The organism is Vandammella animalimorsus (genome assembly GCF_002285285.1).
Taxonomy (GTDB): Bacteria; Pseudomonadota; Gammaproteobacteria; order Burkholderiales; family Burkholderiaceae_C; genus Lampropedia; species Lampropedia animalimorsus.
Map to the genome: position 1 here is coordinate 38,082 of NZ_NSJF01000001.1, position 18,119 is coordinate 56,200.

The 18,119-nt window shown below is 62.8% G+C and carries 17 protein-coding genes; 14 read left to right on the forward strand and 3 right to left on the reverse strand.

Annotation, left to right across the window (positions count from 1 at the left end; genetic code table 11):
* The first annotated feature begins 14 nt into the window (after positions 1-14).
* Positions 15-1,787 carry a transglycosylase SLT domain-containing protein gene (locus CK620_RS00140; RefSeq protein WP_238945947.1) on the forward strand — a complete coding sequence of 591 codons (1,773 nt, stop codon included), beginning with the start codon at positions 15-17 and terminating at the stop codon, positions 1,785-1,787.
* A gap of 122 nt (positions 1,788-1,909) precedes the next feature.
* Here CK620_RS00140 and purH read toward each other — a convergent pair whose 3' ends face one another.
* Positions 1,910-3,499: a bifunctional phosphoribosylaminoimidazolecarboxamide formyltransferase/IMP cyclohydrolase gene (purH, locus tag CK620_RS00145; RefSeq protein ID WP_179290523.1), complete on the reverse strand. Its 1,590-nt coding sequence runs from the start codon at positions 3,497-3,499 to the stop codon at positions 1,910-1,912.
* A 174-nt stretch (positions 3,500-3,673) separates the two neighbouring features.
* Between purH and CK620_RS00150 the strand changes: the two genes are divergently transcribed.
* Positions 3,674-4,423, forward strand: coding sequence for a uracil-DNA glycosylase (locus tag CK620_RS00150; RefSeq protein WP_238945948.1), 750 nt, complete (start codon positions 3,674-3,676; stop codon positions 4,421-4,423).
* 297 nt (positions 4,424-4,720) lie between these two features.
* Here the strand turns inward: CK620_RS00150 and CK620_RS00155 are convergent, their stop codons facing one another.
* Both CK620_RS00155 and CK620_RS00160 read right to left on the reverse strand, forming a co-directional pair.
* Complete coding sequence (locus CK620_RS00155; RefSeq protein ID WP_095548627.1) at positions 4,721-5,167, reverse strand: cell division protein ZapA; 447 nt, start codon at positions 5,165-5,167, stop codon at positions 4,721-4,723.
* Complete coding sequence (locus CK620_RS00160; RefSeq protein WP_095542708.1) at positions 5,164-5,391, reverse strand: DUF904 domain-containing protein; 228 nt, start codon at positions 5,389-5,391, stop codon at positions 5,164-5,166. The genes CK620_RS00155 and CK620_RS00160 overlap by 4 nt, the downstream gene beginning before the upstream one ends.
* A 140-nt stretch (positions 5,392-5,531) precedes the next feature.
* Here CK620_RS00160 and sbcB point away from each other — a divergent pair, with 140 nt between their 5' ends.
* The 12 genes from sbcB (at position 5,532) to tolA (ending at position 18,040) form a co-directional block, all read left to right on the forward strand.
* Positions 5,532-6,980, forward strand: coding sequence for an exodeoxyribonuclease I (gene sbcB, locus CK620_RS00165; RefSeq protein ID WP_095548628.1), 1,449 nt, complete (start codon positions 5,532-5,534; stop codon positions 6,978-6,980).
* A gap of 77 nt (positions 6,981-7,057) precedes the next feature.
* Positions 7,058-7,975: a diaminopimelate epimerase gene (gene dapF, locus CK620_RS00170; protein ID WP_095549050.1), complete on the forward strand. Its 918-nt coding sequence runs from the start codon at positions 7,058-7,060 to the stop codon at positions 7,973-7,975.
* Positions 7,972-8,763 (forward strand): DUF484 family protein, encoded by a 792-nt coding sequence (locus CK620_RS00175; RefSeq protein ID WP_095548629.1) that lies wholly within the window; start codon positions 7,972-7,974, stop codon positions 8,761-8,763. The genes dapF and CK620_RS00175 overlap by 4 nt, the downstream gene beginning before the upstream one ends.
* 32 nt (positions 8,764-8,795) lie before the next feature.
* Positions 8,796-9,869, forward strand: a complete 1,074-nt coding sequence (locus CK620_RS00180; RefSeq protein ID WP_095548630.1) for a tyrosine recombinase XerC — start codon at positions 8,796-8,798, stop codon at positions 9,867-9,869.
* A gap of 617 nt (positions 9,870-10,486) precedes the next feature.
* Positions 10,487-11,764, forward strand: coding sequence for a ubiquinol oxidase subunit II (locus CK620_RS00185; protein WP_172424500.1), 1,278 nt, complete (start codon positions 10,487-10,489; stop codon positions 11,762-11,764).
* Positions 11,765-11,785: 21 nt separating this feature from the next.
* A complete protein-coding gene (cyoB, locus tag CK620_RS00190) occupies positions 11,786-13,828 on the forward strand; it encodes a cytochrome o ubiquinol oxidase subunit I (protein WP_095548632.1) in 2,043 nt (680 codons plus the stop codon).
* 30 nt (positions 13,829-13,858) lie between these two features.
* The gene (cyoC, locus tag CK620_RS00195; protein ID WP_095540608.1) at positions 13,859-14,533 is read left to right on the forward strand and encodes a cytochrome o ubiquinol oxidase subunit III; all 675 of its coding nucleotides are present in this window, start codon (positions 13,859-13,861) and stop codon (positions 14,531-14,533) included.
* Positions 14,530-14,925, forward strand: coding sequence for a cytochrome o ubiquinol oxidase subunit IV (gene cyoD / locus CK620_RS00200; RefSeq protein ID WP_095542713.1), 396 nt, complete (start codon positions 14,530-14,532; stop codon positions 14,923-14,925). Before cyoC ends, cyoD begins: the two co-directional genes overlap by 4 nt.
* A 320-nt stretch (positions 14,926-15,245) precedes the next feature.
* A complete protein-coding gene (ybgC, locus tag CK620_RS00205; protein ID WP_238945949.1) occupies positions 15,246-15,677 on the forward strand; it encodes a tol-pal system-associated acyl-CoA thioesterase in 432 nt (143 codons plus the stop codon).
* Positions 15,674-16,378 carry a protein TolQ gene (gene tolQ / locus CK620_RS00210; RefSeq protein ID WP_095548634.1) on the forward strand — a complete coding sequence of 235 codons (705 nt, stop codon included), beginning with the start codon at positions 15,674-15,676 and terminating at the stop codon, positions 16,376-16,378. Before ybgC ends, tolQ begins: the two co-directional genes overlap by 4 nt.
* 47 nt (positions 16,379-16,425) lie before the next feature.
* A complete protein-coding gene (locus CK620_RS00215; RefSeq protein ID WP_095540604.1) occupies positions 16,426-16,866 on the forward strand; it encodes a biopolymer transporter ExbD in 441 nt (146 codons plus the stop codon).
* A gap of 13 nt (positions 16,867-16,879) precedes the next feature.
* A complete protein-coding gene (gene tolA, locus CK620_RS00220) occupies positions 16,880-18,040 on the forward strand; it encodes a cell envelope integrity protein TolA (protein WP_095548635.1) in 1,161 nt (386 codons plus the stop codon).
* Positions 18,041-18,119 lie beyond the last annotated feature (79 nt).

Below are 18,119 nucleotides of genomic sequence, written 5' to 3' on the forward strand. Positions count from 1 at the left end.
AGACAGTGAGCGGTGTGAATTTCGTAACGGTATGGGCGCGCGTGCGCTTTGGGTTGGCCTCGGCAGGGGCCTGTGTGTTGGTGGGCTGCAGCACGGTTCAGGCCCCGGTGGGCGATGACGCAGCGCAGGCGCGTGCGGCGCAGTCCGGCGAGCTCTCTCCCATCGAGCATGGCCGCTTGCAGTCCTTGCGCGTCAATGGCCTGGAGCCGCCGCGCGACGTGTGGCAGCGCATGCGCGCGGGCTTTGCCATGCCCGATCTGCAATCGCCGCTGGTGCATGACCGCGAGCAGTGGTATGCCAGCCGGCCCGACACCATGCTGCGCATGAGCGAGCGCTCGCGCAAATACCTGTTTCACATCGTTGAGGAGCTTGAGCGCCGCGGCATGCCCACTGAGCTGGCGCTGCTGCCTTTCGTCGAGAGTGCCTACAACCCCGGTGCCGTCTCCAGCGCCAAGGCCGCTGGCATGTGGCAGTTCATGCCGGCCACGGGCACCTATTTCGAGCTGCGCCAGAACGCCTTCCGCGATGACCGGCGCGATGTGCTGGCCTCCACGCGCGCTGCGCTGGACTATCTGGAAAAGCTGCACGGCATGTTCGGTGATTGGCACTTGGCGCTGGCGGCCTACAACTGGGGCGAGGGCAGCGTGCAGCGCGCCAGGGCAAAAAACCAGAACCAGGGCCTGGGCGTGGGCTATCTGGACTTGCGCATGCCCGAGGAAACGCGCTGGTATGTGCCCAAGTTCCAGGCGTTGAAAAACATCGTGCGCGATCCTGAGCGCTTTAACGTCGTGTTGGCCGATATCGGCAACCATCCCTATTTCGAATCGGTGGAAATCCGCCGTGACATCGACGTGGCCCGAGCCGCGCAGCTGGCTGGCATCAGCGAGGCGGATTTCCGGCTGCTCAACCCAGCGCACAAGGGCCCGGTCATTTTTGCTGCGGCCACCTCGGAAATCCTGCTGCCCTGGGACAATGCCGAGTTCTTCAAGAACAACCTGGCCCAGCTGCGCGATGCGCGCCTGGCCAGCTGGACGGTCTGGACTGCGCCGCAGCGCATGGAAGTGGCCGACGTGGCCAAGAAAGTCGGCGCCGACGAGCAGGCCATCTTGAGCGTCAACCGCATCCCCAAGGGCATGCTGATCGAAGCGGGCGCAGCCCTGCTGGTGCCGCGCTCGGCCTCGCTGCTGGTGGATGTGGCCGCCGAGATTGCGCAAAGCGGCCAGCTCAAGCTCGCCCATGCACCCAGGCCGCAGCCTGCGCTGCGCCGCAGCAGCGCAGTTGTTGTGCGCAAGGGCGATACCCTGGATGCTGTGGCGCGCCGCCATGGCGTCAGCGTCAGCGACCTTTACAAGTGGAATCAGCTGGGCCGCAATGCGCGCCTCAAGGCCGGTCAGAAGCTGGTGCTGTACCAGGCCGCCCCCCTGGGTGCGCGCAATGCCAAGGCCGCAGCCAACGCGAAAAGCAATGGCAACGGCAATGGCCGCAAGGCCGCGAACGGTAAGGCCATGGGTGGCAAGCCTACGAACGGCAAGGCCAATGCAGTCAGCGCCAAGGCGTCGGGCAAAGCCACCAGCCGGGTGGCCAGCAAGGCCGCTGGCGGGAGCAAGAACGCCACCAGTGTCAACAAAGCGGCAGCGGGCAAATCATCGGCCAGCAAACCAGGCGCGAAGGCCCAGGCCAACCAGGCGCGCAGCGGCAAGGCAAAGCCCAGTAGCGCCGCTAAGCCAAGCAGCACAGGCAAGGCTGCCAAGGCGGGCCAGGCCAAAAGCAAAACCACGCACCGCTGAGCCAAGGGTATTGGCATTGCGGCAAGGGCAGGGCCGCGCACAGGTAAAAACACAAAAACGCCAGCCGTGCATGAGCGCGGCTGGTGTTTTTTGTGGGCCGGTGGCTGGCTTGCAGCAGGCGCTCAGTGGCGGAAGTGGCGCACACCGCTGAAGACCATGACCACGCCGCGCTCGTTGGCGGCGTCGATCACCTCCTGATCGCGCATGCTGCCGCCGGGCTGGATGACGCACGTTGCGCCGTGGTCAATCACCACGTCCAGCCCATCGCGGAAGGGGAAGAAGGCGTCGCTGGCCACGGCCGTGCCTTGCAGGCTGAGCTGGGCATGCTCGGCCTTGATGCTGGCAATGCGCGCCGAATCCAGGCGGCTCATCTGGCCTGCGCCCACGCCACGGGTCTGCCCATCCTTGCAGAACACGATGGCGTTGCTCTTGACGAACTTGGCCACCTTCCATGCGAACAGCAGGTCTTGCAGCTGCTCGGGCGTGGGCTGCTTCTGGGTAACGACCTTCAAATCGGCCAGCGCCAGCTCATGGTCATCGGCGCTCTGGATCAGCAGGCCGGAGCCCACGCGCTTGTATTCCAGGCGGTTGGCGCAAGTGGGCGCGCCCTCGGGCAGCGCGATCTGGAGCAGGCGCACATTGGTCTTGGGTTTGAAGACTTCCAGCGCCTCGGGCGTGAAGGCGGGCGCCATCAGCACCTCGACGAATTGCTTGACGATCTGCTCGGCCGCCGCGCCATCCAGCGGGCGGTTGAGCGCGATGATGCCGCCGAAGGCGCTGGTCGGATCGGTCTGGAAAGCCTTGGCGTAGGCCTCGGCCGCATCCTTGCCCACGGCCACGCCGCAGGGGTTGGCGTGCTTGACGATGACGCAGGCCGGCGCGTCGAATTGCTTGACGCATTCCCAGGCGGCGTCGGCGTCGGCGATGTTGTTGTAGCTCAGCTCCTTGCCTTGCAATTGCTGGCCGGTGACGATGCTGCCGGGCACGGGCTGAGGGTCGCGATACAGCGCGGCCTGCTGGTGGGCGTTTTCGCCGTAGCGCAGGTCTTGCACCTTGATGAAGGCGGGATTGCTTTGCGCCGCGAACGCCGTGCGGGCGGGCGTGCCGTTGATCTGGCTTTCGTCGAAGGCGATGGACGAGAGGTAGTCGCTGATGGCCGCGTCGTACTGCGCGATGCGGTTGAAGGCCGCCACCGACAGGCCAAAGCGCGTCTTGTCGCTGAGCTGGCCGCCGCTGGCCTGCAGCTCGGCCAGCACGGGGGCGTACTGGCTGGCGTCGGTCAGCACGGCCACGTGCTGCCAGTTCTTGGCGGCGCTGCGCACCATGGCCGGGCCGCCGATGTCGATGTTCTCAATCGCGTCGGCCAGCGTGCAGCCGGGCTTGGCCACGGTGGCCTCGAAGGGATAGAGGTTGATGACCACCAGGTCGATGGTGCCAATGCCATGCTCGGCCAGCGCGGCCATGTGCGCGGGCACGTCGCGTCGCGCCAGCAGGCCGCCGTGCACGGCCGGGTGCAGGGTCTTGACGCGACCGTCCAGCATCTCGGGAAAGCGCGTGAGCTCGGCCACCTCGGTCACGGGCAGGCCGCTTTCGGCCAGCAGCTTGGCCGTGCCGCCGGTGGAGAGCAGGCGCACGCCTTGCGCATGCAGCGCCTGGGCGAATTCCACAATGCCGGTTTTGTCAGAGACGGAGAGCAGGGCAGTCAGAGTCATGGGCTTCGAACGCAATATGGGGGGCAGAAAAAGCTGCGCATTGTAGGAGCTGTGGCGGCGCGCCCTGCCGGGAGGTGGCGCCAACAGGCCGCACAATGGAAGCTCAATGGCCAGCGAGCGCTTGCAGTCGGAGTGGCGCTGGCCAACCCCTGTCCCGTGATGGAGAGTACCAACGTGAATTCAAGCCCAGCCCATAGTGCAGACCTGCCAGCCGATCAACTGCTCAGTGCCGATCCCGTGGATTGGCCTGTGGCCCCAGAATGGATGCCGGCCACCAGCGCATTCTTTGGCAGCGCGAAAGGCCAGGCGCTGCTGGCCTTTTTGCAGCAGCGCCTGGATGCGGGCGCCAGCATCTTTCCGCCGCAGCCGCTGCGCGCCCTGGAGCTGACGGCGCCGCAGGATGTGCGCGTGGTGATTCTTGGGCAGGACCCTTACCACGGGCGCGGCCAGGCCGAGGGCCTGGCCTTTTCCGTCGCGCCCGGCGTGCCTCTGCCGCCTTCGCTGCGCAACATCTTCCAGGAAATGCAGCGCGACCTGGGCGTGGCGCCGCCAGCCTTTCCGCAGCCGGGCGGCAGTCTGGTGCAGTGGGCCAGAAATGGTGTGCTGTTGCTCAACACCTGCCTGACGGTCGAGGAAGGCCAGGCCGCCAGCCATGCCGGCAAGGGTTGGGAGGTGTTGACCGACGCGCTGATTGCACAGGTGGCGCAGGGGCCGCGGCCGGTGGTGTTCATGCTGTGGGGGGCGCACGCGCAATCCAAGCAGGCGCTGATCCCGCCCGATCGGGGCCACCTCGTACTACTGGCCAATCATCCCTCGCCGCTGTCGGCCACAAGGCCACCCCGGCCTTTCATCGGCTGCGGTCACTTCAGCGCGGCCAAGGCATTTCGGCAGCATCAGGCTTCTGCCAGCCAGGAACAGACTTGAGCGCCTGTTTCAAAAGCTTTGCGCTATGGCGCGCAGGCATGAAAAAGCGCTGCCGTGTGTGCCACGGCAGCGCTGGGAAAACAGTGTCTGCTTCGATCCGCTGGACCGGCAGCCTGAACCGGAGGATCAGGTGGGTCCGGTCAACCTGGCGTTGGGTTCATCTGACGCGAGACGATCACGCTCACCAGATGATGTTCCAAACCCGAGCTCAATGAGCATTGGTTCAAGGAAATATAAAGCCCAGCAGTGAAGCAGACGAGGATATTTTACGGCAATTGGCGCGGGGGGAACCCATGCTCATTGGGCCAGGGGCGAGGCATCGGGCGTTGTGCTGCTGTTCGCTGTAGCCTCGCCTGAGGTTGCAGCATCCGCCGATGCTTGCGCAGGCGTGGCCAGCTGGGCCAGAACGCCATCGAGCTTGCCGACCAAAGCCTGCAGGGCCTGTGATTGCGCCAGAGCCAAGCCTTCTTCGTGGTCAGTGCCGCTGGGCGACGGCGTTGGCATGGCGTGCGGCGACTGGGCTTGCAGCCGTTGTAGTTGCTCGCGCAGATCGGCCAGCTCGTAGGCCAAATTCAAGGCTGCCAAAACTGCAATGCGATCACGCGCGCGGACTTTGCCTGTGTCATGAATGCGCGTCATGGCCAAGTCCACGGCACGCACGGCTTCGTGCAGCCGATCTTCCTGCCCCTCTTTGCAGGCCAGTGTGTAGCTTTGCTGCAGGATCTTGACTTCAACCTGATTCATTGTCCGCTCTCCAGTGCGGTTTGGATGGAGGGCAGGCGTTCGAGGAGGGCGTCGAGCCGGATGCGGGCCGTCTGCAACCGCGCCTGCAGCGCATCGCGCTCTTGCGCCAGGCTGTGCAACTCTTGGCGCAGGCGAAGATTGTCGCTTTCCTTGGCGTCCAGGTGCGCCAGCAGCTGGTCGATTTGCTGGGCCAGTCGGGTGGTCAATGCGTTGGGCGTTTCCATAAGGCGGTGATTGTAGTGCCAGGGTCTGTGCAGGCCATCAGGATCGCGTCAGAGTTGCCCAGGCCCACTCTTACAATCGCCCGCGCCGATGAGCCAGCCGCTCTCGGACAAAGTGTTTTTCAGCGAAGAAATGGGGATGCATGCAGACATTTCTGTGGCACGACTACGAGACTTTCGGCGCCGATCCACGCCGCGATCGCCCGGCACAGTTTGCGGCCATCCGTACCGATTTGCAGCTCAATGAGTTGCAGGCGCCGCTGGAGTGGTTTTGCCAGCCGCCGCAGGATTACCTGCCCGATGCCCAGGCCTGCCTGATCACGGGCATTACGCCGCAGCGCGCCTGGCAGCAGGGGGTGAGCGAGGCGGTGTTTGCCCAGCGCGTGCACGATGCCTTCTCCCAGCCGGGCACCATTGGCGTGGGCTACAACACCATTCGCTTCGACGATGAATTCACGCGCTTTTTGCTCTGGCGCAATCTGCGCGACCCCTATGCGCGCGAGTGGCGCGATGGCAATGGCCGCTGGGATTTGTTGGATGTGGTGCGCATGGCCTATGCGCTGCGCCCCGATGGCCTGCAGTGGCCGCTGGGCGAGGATGGCCGGGTCAGCTTCCGGCTGGAGGCCTTGACCGCGGCCAACGGTCTGGCGCATGAAGCGGCGCACGATGCCGTCTCCGACGTGCGTGCCACGATTGCACTGGCGCGGCGCTTGCGTCAATGCAATGAGCGCCTGTTCGACTTCGCGCTGCGTTTGCGCGACAAGCGGGCCGTGGCCCAGGAGCTGGGCCTGCCCGCAGCGCCGGCGCAGGCGCGGCCCTTCGTGCATGTTTCGGGCATGTTCCCCGTAGAGCAGGGCTGCATGGCGGTGATGTGGCCACTGGCCAGTCACCCGCACAACCGCAATGAATTGATTGCCTGGAACCTGTCGCACGATCCCAGCGAACTGGCCGAACTCGACGCCCGAAGCATCCGCCAGCGGCTGTTTACGCGCCAGGCCAATCTGCCCGAGGGCGTGCAGCGCCTGCCCATCAAGACGGTGCACTTGAACAAGTCGCCCATGGTGGTGGGCAATTGCAAGGTGCTGACGCCGGCGCTGCAGCAGCGCTGGGGGCTGGATTGGGCGCAGATCGAGCGCCATGCGCAAGCGGCGCGCGCGCTGCCGGACATGAGCGCGGTGTGGGCCGAGGTCTTTCAGCGCCCCGCAGCGCCGGCGCAGCCGCTACCTGCGGAGCAGGATTTGTACGGTGGCTTCGTGGGCGATGCCGATCGCCAGCGCCTGCATCGGCTGTTGCAGCAGCCGGTGGCGCAATGGCCCGCTGGCGAGCGCGGCATGGGTTTTGACGATGCGCGCCTGGATGAGCTGGTATTTTTTTACCGCGCCCGCAACTACCCCGATACCTTGGACGAGGCCCAGCGCCAGCGCTGGGAGCTGCACCGCAAGGCGGTTTTGATTGACGGCGCAGGCGGCGCCCGCACGGCCGAGCAGTTGATGGAGCAAATCGATGCTTTGTCAGACACAGCGACGGATGAGCAGCAGGACATCCTGGGGGCGCTGTATGAATGGGCCGATGCCATCGTGCCCGAGGCGTGAATGGATCAATCATTTGAATCATTTGATTTGTGCAGACTTGGCTTGTACAGGCGCTGCCGCAAGCACACGACGACACCATGAAACTGAGCTTTACCAAAATGCAGGGTGCGGGCAACGACTTTGTCGTGCTCGATGAAACGCAGCGGTCGCTGGGCCTGAGCGCGGCGCAGTACCGCTGGCTGGCCGATCGACGCTTTGGCGTTGGGGCCGATCAGATTCTGACGGTGCGGCCTGCCCCGTCAGCCCAGGCCGATCAGGTCGACTTCGAATACATCATCCACAACGCCGATGGCGGCGAGGTGGAGCAGTGCGGCAATGGTGCGCGTTGCTTTGCCCGCTACGTGTTCGACAAAGGGCTGACGCCCAAAAAGCACATTCGCGTGCTGACCCGCGCGGGCGTCATCGCCCCGCAGTTGCAGGAAGACGGCCGCGTGACCGTGCGCATGGGCTGCCCGCGCTGGCAGCCAGGGCAGATCCCCTTCGATGCCCTGGGCCTGCGCAGTCGGGCCCAGCATCAGGACACCCTCTGGTGGCTGCCGCAGGAGCCGCAGGCGGTTGACGCGCAGCGCGGCGATGATGGCGATGACGGCTTGGGCGCTTGGCTCAGTGTCGTATCCATGGGCAATCCGCATGCCGTGCAGCGCGTGGCCTCGGTGCAGGATGCGCCGGTCGCAATGCAGGGGGCCTGGATTGAGCAGCACCCGCGCTTTGCCCAGCGCGTCAACGCTGGCTTCATGCAGGTGCGCAGTCGCCGTGAGATTGACTTGCGCGTGTACGAGCGCGGCGTGGGCGAGACCTTGGCCTGTGGCACGGGCGCATGTGCGGCAGTGGTCAGCGGCATCCGCCAAGGCTTGCTCGACACTTGCGTTGATGTCCACATGCCCGGCGGCATGCTGACCATAGAATGGCGCGGCGGCGCGGCCGATGAGGTGCTGATGACTGGCCCGGCGCAGACCGTTTTTGAAGGCACTATTGAGATTCCAGACAGCGTATGACGACTACCTCGCCCGTGCAGCACGCAGGGCTTGCCACTGAAGAGGATGTGGCAAGCTACCTGATCAGCAATCCGGAATTCTTTGAGCGCTTTGCCGAAGTATTGGGCACCGTGCAATTGGCCAGCCCGCATGGCGGCAAGACCGTCAGCCTGCACGAGCGTCAGACGATCATGCTGCGCGACAAAATCAAGGGCCTGGAGGCCAGCATCGTCGAGATGATGGGCTACGGCAGCGAGAACGCGCAAATCATTGAAAAAGCCCATGCCTGGACGGCCGCCATGCTGCGCGAGCGCGATGGCGCCAGGCTGCCTGCGCTGCTGGCCCAGCAGCTGAAGGAGTTGTTTGCAGTGCCGCAGGTGTACTTGCGTCTCTGGGATCTGGCGCCGGCCTATGCCGATCTGCCTGAGGTGCAGCGCGTAGTGCCCGAAAGCAAGCAGCACATTGCCAGCCTGGCCAAGCCTTACTGCGGGCCTCGCGGCAGCATTGAGGGCTTACAAAGTCTGGCAGGCGAAGGCAGTGACCTGGCCGAGGTGCAATCCATTGCCATCCTGCCGCTGCGTGCAGGCGCTGCGCAGGCGCAGCAAATCACCTTCGGCTATTTGCTGCTCACCTCCCCCGACAGCCACCGCTTCACGCAGGACATGGGCACGGATTTGCTCACCCGGCTGGCCGAGCTGGCCAGCGCGGCCATGCAGCGCCTGCTGCCCGATGAAACCATCGGCTGGATCCAGCACCAGGAGCGCCTGGCGCGCCAGCAAAGCGGGCAGGCTGAACTGCCCCTGGAATAAGCCCCGCTGCCGCTTGCCTGTCGCGCGCGCTCATGCCACCTCGCCAGCGTGTACCCAGCCGACCGCAGGGCGAAGATGCACTGCCCGAGGCCTTGCCGCACAGCGCCTTGCGCTATTTAGAGCATGTGCGCTTTGAGCGCCGCCTGGCCGAGCGCACCTTGGCGCTCTATACCGAAGATCTGCGCAAGCTGCAGCAGGTCGCTGCAGCGCAAGGGCTGGACGTGTTGGCCCTACAACCCTTCTACATTCGCCAACAGGTGGCGCGCATGCACAGCCAGGGGCGCAGCGCGCGCGGAATTGCGCTGATCCTCAGTGGCTGGCGCAGCTTTTACCGCTGGGCCGTGTTGCAGGGGCTGCTGGAGGTCAACCCCGTGCAGGACGTGCGCGCACCCAAGTCGCGCCGCCCCTTGCCCAAGGCGCTAGGGGCTGATGAGGCGGTGCAGCTGGCTGCATTCCGGCAGCCGACGGTCGATGCAAATGGCGCGGCGCAATGGCTGGAACTGCGCGATGCCGCAATGACCGAGCTGCTCTACAGCAGTGGTCTGCGCATTGGAGAGCTGCTGGGGCTGGATCTGTGCGCCAGTGCTCAGGCGCAGCAACAGGGGCGTGGCTGGATTGACTGGCAGGAAGCTGAGGCCCACGTCATCGGCAAAGGTCAGAAGCGACGCAGCGTGCCCATTGGGGCAGCGGCCATGCGGGCATTGCTGGCCTGGCAGCAAGTGCGCGATCCTGCGCGGCAATGGCCGGGGCAAAACGCCTTGTTCATCAGCCAGCGCGGTGCGCGCATGAGCCCGCAAAGCGCCTGGCAACGCCTGCGTCAACGCAGCCAGGCCGCAGGCATGGCCATGCCGGTACACCCCCATATGCTGCGCCATTCATTTGCCAGTCACGTATTGCAATCGAGTGGCGATTTGCGGGCCGTGCAAGAGTTGTTGGGCCATGCCAACATCAGCACCACCCAGATCTATACCCGACTGGATTTTCAGCATCTGGCCCGAATCTACGATGCGGCGCATCCGCGCGCGCGCGCGGGCGGCGTGGATGTGAAGGCGGGCTTGGATGCCGCTGGCGATCAGGCTCAGAGCATAGATAAGGCCCAGAAGTAGCTGCATCTTCACGCACCCTTCAAAACGCCGTTGGCACTGCGATTGGGGATGGGGTCTAGAGCGTGTTATGCACTTTTCGTCCCCCGCGAGAGCACTCCGGCGTGTGCATTGCGGCGTTGCCGTTGCCGCCGCAGCCCGGTGGGCTGCAAGGCGACGGCAACGCCGCAATGCGCATGCCGGGGCGCTCTCCCTTCGGGCTGACCCCAAAACCATGCACTGGCCGCGTTGGCCCGCTTGCCAAGGCAGCCAGCCTTGGCCGCGCGCCGCCTTGCGATTACACGGTTTTGGGGCCAGCGCGGGGGGCGAAAAGTGCATAACACGCTCTAGGCACATGTTTTGAAAAGAATTTTCATGTCCCAGACATTGCAAAGGCAGTCGGTTGAATTGGTTTCATTCTTGTAAAAAAGGGTAGAATCCACGAGCCTGTCAGGGTATTAAGCTCAGTACTCTGGCAGCGGTTTGGGCGCCATTGCGCAGCATGCAAAAAGAGGTGGCTTTCTCTTCTGGATGCAGATTGCGCCACTGGCACCGAACAAATCGAACGGCAAACTGACGGCATCCCGCACCCGGCTGGGCGCGGGATGCCGTCGTGCCAAAGCCCCATTCCTGAGGTGTGTATGAAGAAGTTGACCCCCCTCGCGGCGCTGTTGCTAGTGCCGCTGTTGCTGACCGGCTGCGACTGGACGCTGATCAACCCGTCTGGCTATGTGGCCAAGCAGCAGAGCAATCTGATGATCTTCTCGGTGCTCGTGATGCTGCTGGTGATCGTGCCCGTGATGTTCCTGATCCTGTTCTTCAGCTGGAAGTACCGTCAAAGCAACCAGTCTGGCACCTATGATTCGGGCTTCTACCACTCCAATAAGCTGGAAGTGGTGATCTGGGGGGCGCCCATCTGCATCATCATCGTGCTGGCGTTGGTGACCTGGGGCTCGACCTATCTGCTCGATCCCTATCGCCCGCTGGTGCGCATCGATAGTCAGACCAAGATTGCCGGCATGGAGGAGAACCTCGGTGCGGTCAAGACTCTGGCAACCCGCTTCATCGACCCCAAGCGCAGCGACGAGGCTGTGGTTGAGACCACGCCGCTGGAGATTGAAGTGGCTGCTCTGGACTGGAAGTGGCTCTTCATCTATCCAGAACAGGGCATCGCTACGGTCAATGAATTGGCTGCGCCGGTCAACCGTCCCATTCGCTTCAAGATCACCTCGGCATCGATGATGAATTCGTTCTTCATCCCTGCCCTGTCGGGGCAGGTCTATGCCATGCCTGCGATGCAGACTCAGCTCAACGCGGTCATGAACCGCGAGGGTAAGTTCAAGGGCTTTTCCGCCAACTACACTGGCCATGGCTTCAGCCAGATGTACTTCTATTTCCACAGTCTGAGCAATGCAGGTTTCGATCAATGGGTCGAAAAAGTGCGCAGCTCCACCAAGGTGTTGGACCAGGCTGAGTACATGGCGCTGGATCAGTACAACCAGAAGGACGAGCGCGGCCACGTACAGTACTTTGGCATTCGCCACTATGGCTCGGTGCAGCAAGGCATGTATCACGCCATCCTGAATCTGTGCGTGATGCCTGGCGCGATGTGCATGGACGAAATGATGGGCATCGACCTGGCCGGCGGCGCAGGGATCGACAGCCTGAACAACCTCAAGCGCCTGCGTTACGACATGCGTCGTACGACCAAGGCCCAGCTGGATCTGGCTGAGTTCTCCGGCATGATGCCTGGCGACCTGGTCTGCACCAGCGACAGCGCTGCCGTCGACTTCGTGCGCGCCACCCGCAAGTTGCCTGCACTCAAGCCAGTCATGCCCACAGCCCAAGTGGAGCAGCCTGGCAGCGTGCAAGGGCAGAAGCTCAGCCGTGATGGCTCCATGATTGCGCCCATTCTCTGAACTTAGAAAGCCAGAAAACCCATGTCTGCTGCAATTCTCAATGAGAACGTCCATCCGCTGCTGGGGCGGATCACGTTTGATCATCACACCTTCCCCATGCTGCACGAGCCCATCATCATGGCGACCTTTGTGGCCGTCGTGTTGTTGGGGGTAGTGGCCCTGGCGCTGCTCACCAAGTTCAAGGTCTGGGGCTATCTGTGGAACGAGTGGTTCACCTCGATCGACCACAAGAAGATCGGCATCATGTACATCGTGCTGGGCATCGTCATGCTGCTGCGCGGTTTTGCCGATGCGCTGATGATGCGTGTCCATCAGGCCATGGCCTCCTCAGGGGCCAGTGAGGGCTATCTGAACGCCCACCACTACGACCAGATCTTCACGGTCCATGCCGTGATCATGATCTTCTTCGTGGCTACGCCCATTTTGGTCGGTTTCTTCAACTACCTCGTGCCGCTGCAAATTGGCGCGCGCGACGTGGCTTTCCCCTTCTTGAACAACCTGGGCTTCTGGCTGACTACGGCTGGCGCCGTGCTGACCATGATCTCGCTGTTCGTGGGTGAGTATGCGCAGACTGGTTGGCTGGTCTATCCGCCGCTGTCGGGCATTGATTACAGCCCTGGCACGGGGATGGACTACTACCTGTGGTCCCTGAACATTGCGGGCATCGGCACTACGCTGGGCTCGATCAACATCGTCGTGACCATCATCAAGATGCGCGCCCCTGGCATGACCTGGATGCGCCTGCCGGTGTTCGTCTGGACCAGCCTGGCATCGAACATCCTGATTCTGATGATCTATCCGGTGCTGACGGCCGCCTTCGTGCTGCTGACGGCTGACCGCTACCTGGGTACGGCCTTCTTCACCACCCAGCTGGGCGGCAACCCGATGATGATGGTCAACCTGGTGTGGATCTTTGGCCACCCCGAGGTGTATGTGTTGGTGCTGCCGGCGTTTGGCATCTTCTCCGAGATCGTGCCGGCCCTGACACGCAAGCGTCTGTTCGGCTACACCTCCATGGTCTATGCGACCATGATCATTCTGCTGCTGTCCATGCTGGTGTGGCTGCACCACTTCTTCACCATGGGCTCGGGCGCCAGCGTCAACGCCTTCTTCGGCATCATGACCATGATCATCTCGATTCCGACCGGGGCGAAGATCTTCAACTGGCTGTTCACCATCTACAAGGGCCGCGTGCGCTTTGAAGTGCCCATGCTGTGGACCATCGGCTTCATGCTGACCTTCGTCATTGGCGGCATGACTGGGGTGATGCTGGCCATTCCTGCGGCCGACTTCATCCTGCACAACAGCTTGTTCCTGGTGGCGCACTTCCACAACACCATCATCGGTGGCGTCGTGTTCGCGCTGTTCGCCGGCCTGACCTTCTGGTTCCCCAAGGCCTTTGGCTTCAAGATGAACGACTTCTGGGGTCGCGTGTCCTTCTGGTGCTGGCTGATCGGCTTCTGGGTTGCTTTCACGCCGCTGTACATCATGGGCTTGATGGGCGTGACCCGCCGCCTGAGCCAGTTCGAAGACGGCTCGCTGCATGCTTATTTCGTCGTGGCCTTGATCGGCGGTCTGCTGATCCTGGTGGGCATCGTGGCCTTCGTGCTCTCGATCGCCGTGGGCTGGCTGCAGCGCGAGAAAACCCGCGACCTGACCGGCGATGCCTGGGGCGATGGCCGCAGCCTAGAGTGGTCCACTTCGTCGCCCCCGCCTGAGTACAACTTCGCCTTCACCCCTGTGGTGCACGACGTGGATGCCTGGTGGGACATGAAGACCCATGGCTACAAGCGCCCTCAAGCAGGCTTCGTACCCATCCACATGCCCAAGGGCACAGGTGCGGGCATGGTCATTGCCGGTCTGTCGGTGGTGCTGGGCTTTGCGCTGATCTGGTACATCTGGTGGCTGGCCATCCTGTCGTTCGCGGCCATCATTGGTTACACGATCTACCACACCTTCAACTACGACCGCGACTACTACATCCCGGCCGAGCAGGTCGCCAGGACGGAAGAGGCGCGCACGCGTGAGTTGGCTACCGCTGCTGCTGCAGCAACAGCCCACTGAACCCGATGGCATGGAGCAATTGACACCACTATGACAAGCACAACTGCATTCACGCCCATCGGGCCCAATGGCGAGCGCATCTATTACGTAGCCGAGGATCCGCACGCCCATCACGGCGATGGCCATGCGCACGGCTATGCCCACTCGCCCAACAACACCACTGGCCTGGGCTTCTGGGTGTACCTGATGACGGACTGCCTGATCTTCGCGATCCTGTTCGCCATGTATGCCATCCTGGGGCGCAACTATGCTGCTGGCCCTTCGCCTGCCGATCTGTTCGAGCTGCCGCTGATTCTGGTCAACACCTTCATGCTGCTGTTCTCGTCGATCACCTTCGGCTTTGCCATGCTGCAGTCCTACAAGGGCAATGTGAAGGGCACGATCAACTGGTTGTTGGTGACGGCGGCGTTTGGCCTGGCCTTCCTGGCCATTGAGCTGTATGAGTTCCATCACCTGATCCACGTCGGTGCCACGCCTTACCGCAGTGCCTTCCTGTCTTCGTTCTTCACGTTGGTGGGCACACACGGTTTGCACGTGACTTTCGGCATCATCTGGTTGCTGACCCTGGTGTTCCAGCTGCGCAAGCACGGGCTGATTGAAGCCAATAATCGCCGCCTGATGTGCTTGTCGATGTTCTGGCACTTCCTGGATCTGATCTGGATCTGTGTTTTCTCCTTTGTTTACTTGATGGGAGTTCTTGGATGAGCAGCCACCCCAACGCCCACGCAGGCCATCACGCCCAATCCGGCCATGGCACGCTGAATGAATACCTCATCGGCTTCGTGCTGTCGGTCATCTTGACTGTGATTCCGTTCTGGCTGGTCATGGCCGACGTGCTCGACAGCAAATCGGCCACTGTCGGCTGGATTTTGGGTCTGGGCCTAGTACAGATGATCGTTCACTTGGTGTACTTCCTGCACCTCAAGCCCAGCACTGAAGGCGGCTGGACATTGATCACGCTGGTCGGCACGGTGCTCACCGTGGCCGTGTGTCTGGTTGGCTCTATCTGGATCGTCAACAAGCTGCACAGCCACATGATGCCGCACCACCAGATTGAATACGTGCCGGAGAGCTCGCGCGATATCATTCGCCGCTGAACCAACTGGTCGATTCAGTGAATGAAAACCCCGCAGGCCTGCTCGGCTGGCGGGGTTTTTTCTTGGGGAAGGCCTGTGCAGAGTCCAACTCACAGTGGAAAAGTGTGTGTAGCGGCTCGGTATGGGGGCTGAGTTTCAAGCTGCGGCAATACCGGGCAGCTTCCGAGGCTTTGCAACGCTGCCCAGCTCGTCAAAGCCTGGCTTTCCTTTACATTTGTCCGCAGCTTTGTTTGTCCAGAAACTGCGGGCATTCAATACAATCTGCGCTGCATCGCCAGTCCGAGCGCTATTTCATGATGTGCTGCAAAGGTGCTTTGTAAGTGACTGAACAATCGAATGAATTGTCCCCGGGGTTTGAGTTGCCGCTGCGTGTGTACTGGGAAGACACAGATGCTGGCGGTATCGTCTATCACGCCAATTACCTGCGTTTCATGGAGCGCGCCCGTTCCGACTGGCTGCGGGCCAAAGGCCTGGGGCAGAATCAAGCGCGGGAGCAGCTCGGTGGAATCTTCGTCGTCACTGATTTGACGTTGCGCTATCTACAGCCGGCTCGTCTAGACGATGCTTTGCTGGTGACGGCGGCGCTGCAGCACATGGGGCGTGCATCAATGACGATGCTTCAGCAAGTGTTGCGCATCCAGGAGGGGGAGCGCCGCCTCCTGTGCGAAGCCCAGGTGCGCATTGGCTGGGTCAATGGCCAGTCCATGCGGCCTGCCCGCATTCCCGATCACGTACAGGCTTTGTTCCAATGAACGCAAACGACATGTCCATTACGCACCTGATCCTCAACGCCAGTTGGGTGGTACAGGTGGTCATGCTGATACTGGTGCTGAGTTCTATCGCCAGCTGGACGATGATTTTCCGCAAAGGTGCAGCGCTCAAGCAGGCTCGCAAGCTCAATGGCGAATTCGAGGAAGACTTTTGGTCTGGTGCCAGCCTGAACGACCTGTATACCGCAGCGGTGCAGAACGCGCGCACGGCTGGGCCGCTGGAGCGCATGTTTGCCAATGGCATGCGCGAATACCACAAGTTGCGCGAGCGCCATATCCACCAGGCTGAAACACTGCTCGATGGTGCGCGCCGGGCCATGATGGCCAGCTTCAATCGCGAGCTCGATCAGATCGAAAACGGTTTGTCATTCCTAGGCACTGTAGGCTCCATCGCCCCTTATGTGGGGCTGTTCGGCACGGTCTGGGGCATCATGCACGCCTTCACCGGCTTTGCCAGCATGGAGCAAATCTCACTGGCCACGGTCGCCCCTGGCATTGCCGAGGCCCTGGTGGCCACGGCCATGGGTCTGTTTGCCGCCATTCCGGCCGTGGTGGCCTACAACCGCTTCAGTCGTGAGATCGACCGCATGGCCGTGCGCATGGAAACCTTTGGCGACGAGTTCACCAACATCCTGCAGCGCAACCTCAGCGCCACGCCCCAACCGTCTGCCGCAGGGCATTGAGCCCGGCCCGCTGCGCGCCAGGCCTACGCCAAGGAGAGCTCCCACCCATGGCCAATGTGACACGACGCGGCCGCAACCGCCGCACCGTCAATGAAATCAACATGGTGCCCTTCATCGACGTGATGTTGGTGTTGCTGATCATCTTCATGGTGACAGCGCCCATGTTCACGCCCGGGCTGGTCGATACGCCCACGGTGGGCAAATCCGAAAACCTGCCTGCGGCCATTGCCCAGGTGGTGGTCGACAGCGCGGGTCAGATCGAATGGCGTCCCGCGCAGGGCGAGCCGCGCGGCGTGCCGCTGGATGAGCTGGGCAGCCTGGCCAAACAGTGGGAAGCCGAACAGCTGCAACAGGGCCGCGCACAGCAGGACATGGCCGTGGTGATCGCCGGTGACAAAAAAACCAGCTACGAACATTTGGTCAACACCTACAACGCCCTGAAGGATGCTCAGGTCGGTCGGGTAGCGCTGCTGTTCAACAAACAGTGATGGTTTGCCAGCCATGCCCTTGACCCCGCCACCCTTGCACCATGTGCCGCTGACGCCGCCGCAGCCGCCCCTGCGCTTGCGCGCCGTGGCATGGGCTGCGCTGGTCCATGCTGGGCTGATCGGGGCGCTGATCCTGGGCGCGAACTGGAAGCGCCCAGCAGACAACAGCGTCATGGCCGAGGTTTGGTCCAGCCTGCCGCAAGAGGCTGCGCCCAGTGCCGCCCAGGCCGAGCCAGAGCCGCAGGCTGAGCCCGAGCCAGCGCCAGAGCCGGAACCTGCCCCGCCACCACCACCTCCTCCACCGCCCGAGCCCGAACCGGAGCCTGCCCCGCCCCCGCCCCCGCCGCCGCCTGCGCCTCAGCCGCCACCCCCACCGCCGCCACCGCCTGCACCCGATCCGCAGATCGTGCTCGAACAAGAGCGCAAGAAGCGCGAGCAAGAGCAACGCCAGCGCGAGCGTGAGGCGGCCCTGAAAAAACAGCAGGAAGAACAGGCCAGGAAAAAGGCCCAGGAAGAAGCCGAGCGAAAGAAAAAACTCGAGCAGGAAGCGGCGCGAAAGAAAGCCGAGCAAGAGGCTGCGCTGAAGAAAAAGCAAGAGGAAGAAGCGGCAAAGAAAAAAGCCCAGCAAGAAGCCGAGCGCAAGAAAAAGCTCGAAGAGCAAGAGGCCGCGAAAAAGAAGGCCCAGGAAGAAGCCGAACGCAAGAAAAAGCAGGAGCAGGAAGCCGCAGCCAAGAAAAAAGCCGAGGAAGCCGCCGCGAAGAAAAAGGCCGACGAGGCCGCGCGCAAGGCCAAGGAAGCGGCCGACTCCGAAGCGCGCCGCGCGGCCGAGTTGCGCCGCATGCAAGGCCTGCTCGATGGCGCTGGCGGCACGGGCGGCCGGGGCACGGCCGCGCAATCGTCCGGGCCGTCGGCTGGTTGGAAAGGGCAGGTGCAGGCTAAATTGCGGCCGTTGATCAACTTCCCGGCGGCCATCAGCGGCAACCCTGCAACCGAGGTCGAAGTGCGCATGGATGCCAGCGGGCGCATCACTGGCAAGCGCATTGTCAAAAGCAGTGGCAACCCGGGCTGGGATCAGGCCGTGCTGCGCACGCTGGACAAGGCGCAGTCCCTGCCCAAGGACAATGGCCGCGTGCATTCGCCCGTCACGTTGGTGTTTACGCCCAACGATTTTTGATGCCGCATGCTGCAAGTTCGCAGCTCGTCGGCACACGGGCAGCGCGCATTGCCGTCCCAAAATGAAGCCCAACAGGCCC

What these genes read in the sequence shown, in the direction of transcription:
- dapF (WP_095549050.1), top strand. Translation starts at nt 7,058, where the DNA reads ATGAAACTGAGCTTTACCAAAATGCAGGGTGCGGGCAACGACTTTGTC.
- purH (WP_179290523.1), bottom strand. Translation starts at nt 3,499, where the DNA reads ATGACTCTGACTGCCCTGCTCTCCGTCTCTGACAAAACCGGCATTGTG.
- CK620_RS00180 (WP_095548630.1), top strand. Translation starts at nt 8,796, where the DNA reads ATGCCACCTCGCCAGCGTGTACCCAGCCGACCGCAGGGCGAAGATGCA.
- tolA (WP_095548635.1), top strand. Translation starts at nt 16,880, where the DNA reads ATGCCCTTGACCCCGCCACCCTTGCACCATGTGCCGCTGACGCCGCCG.
- cyoC (WP_095540608.1), top strand. Translation starts at nt 13,859, where the DNA reads ATGACAAGCACAACTGCATTCACGCCCATCGGGCCCAATGGCGAGCGC.
- cyoB (WP_095548632.1), top strand. Translation starts at nt 11,786, where the DNA reads ATGTCTGCTGCAATTCTCAATGAGAACGTCCATCCGCTGCTGGGGCGG.
- cyoD (WP_095542713.1), top strand. Translation starts at nt 14,530, where the DNA reads ATGAGCAGCCACCCCAACGCCCACGCAGGCCATCACGCCCAATCCGGC.
- CK620_RS00175 (WP_095548629.1), top strand. Translation starts at nt 7,972, where the DNA reads ATGACGACTACCTCGCCCGTGCAGCACGCAGGGCTTGCCACTGAAGAG.
- CK620_RS00185 (WP_172424500.1), top strand. Translation starts at nt 10,487, where the DNA reads ATGAAGAAGTTGACCCCCCTCGCGGCGCTGTTGCTAGTGCCGCTGTTG.
- CK620_RS00215 (WP_095540604.1), top strand. Translation starts at nt 16,426, where the DNA reads ATGGCCAATGTGACACGACGCGGCCGCAACCGCCGCACCGTCAATGAA.
- CK620_RS00160 (WP_095542708.1), bottom strand. Translation starts at nt 5,391, where the DNA reads ATGGAAACGCCCAACGCATTGACCACCCGACTGGCCCAGCAAATCGAC.
- sbcB (WP_095548628.1), top strand. Translation starts at nt 5,532, where the DNA reads ATGCAGACATTTCTGTGGCACGACTACGAGACTTTCGGCGCCGATCCA.
- CK620_RS00155 (WP_095548627.1), bottom strand. Translation starts at nt 5,167, where the DNA reads ATGAATCAGGTTGAAGTCAAGATCCTGCAGCAAAGCTACACACTGGCC.
- tolQ (WP_095548634.1), top strand. Translation starts at nt 15,674, where the DNA reads ATGAACGCAAACGACATGTCCATTACGCACCTGATCCTCAACGCCAGT.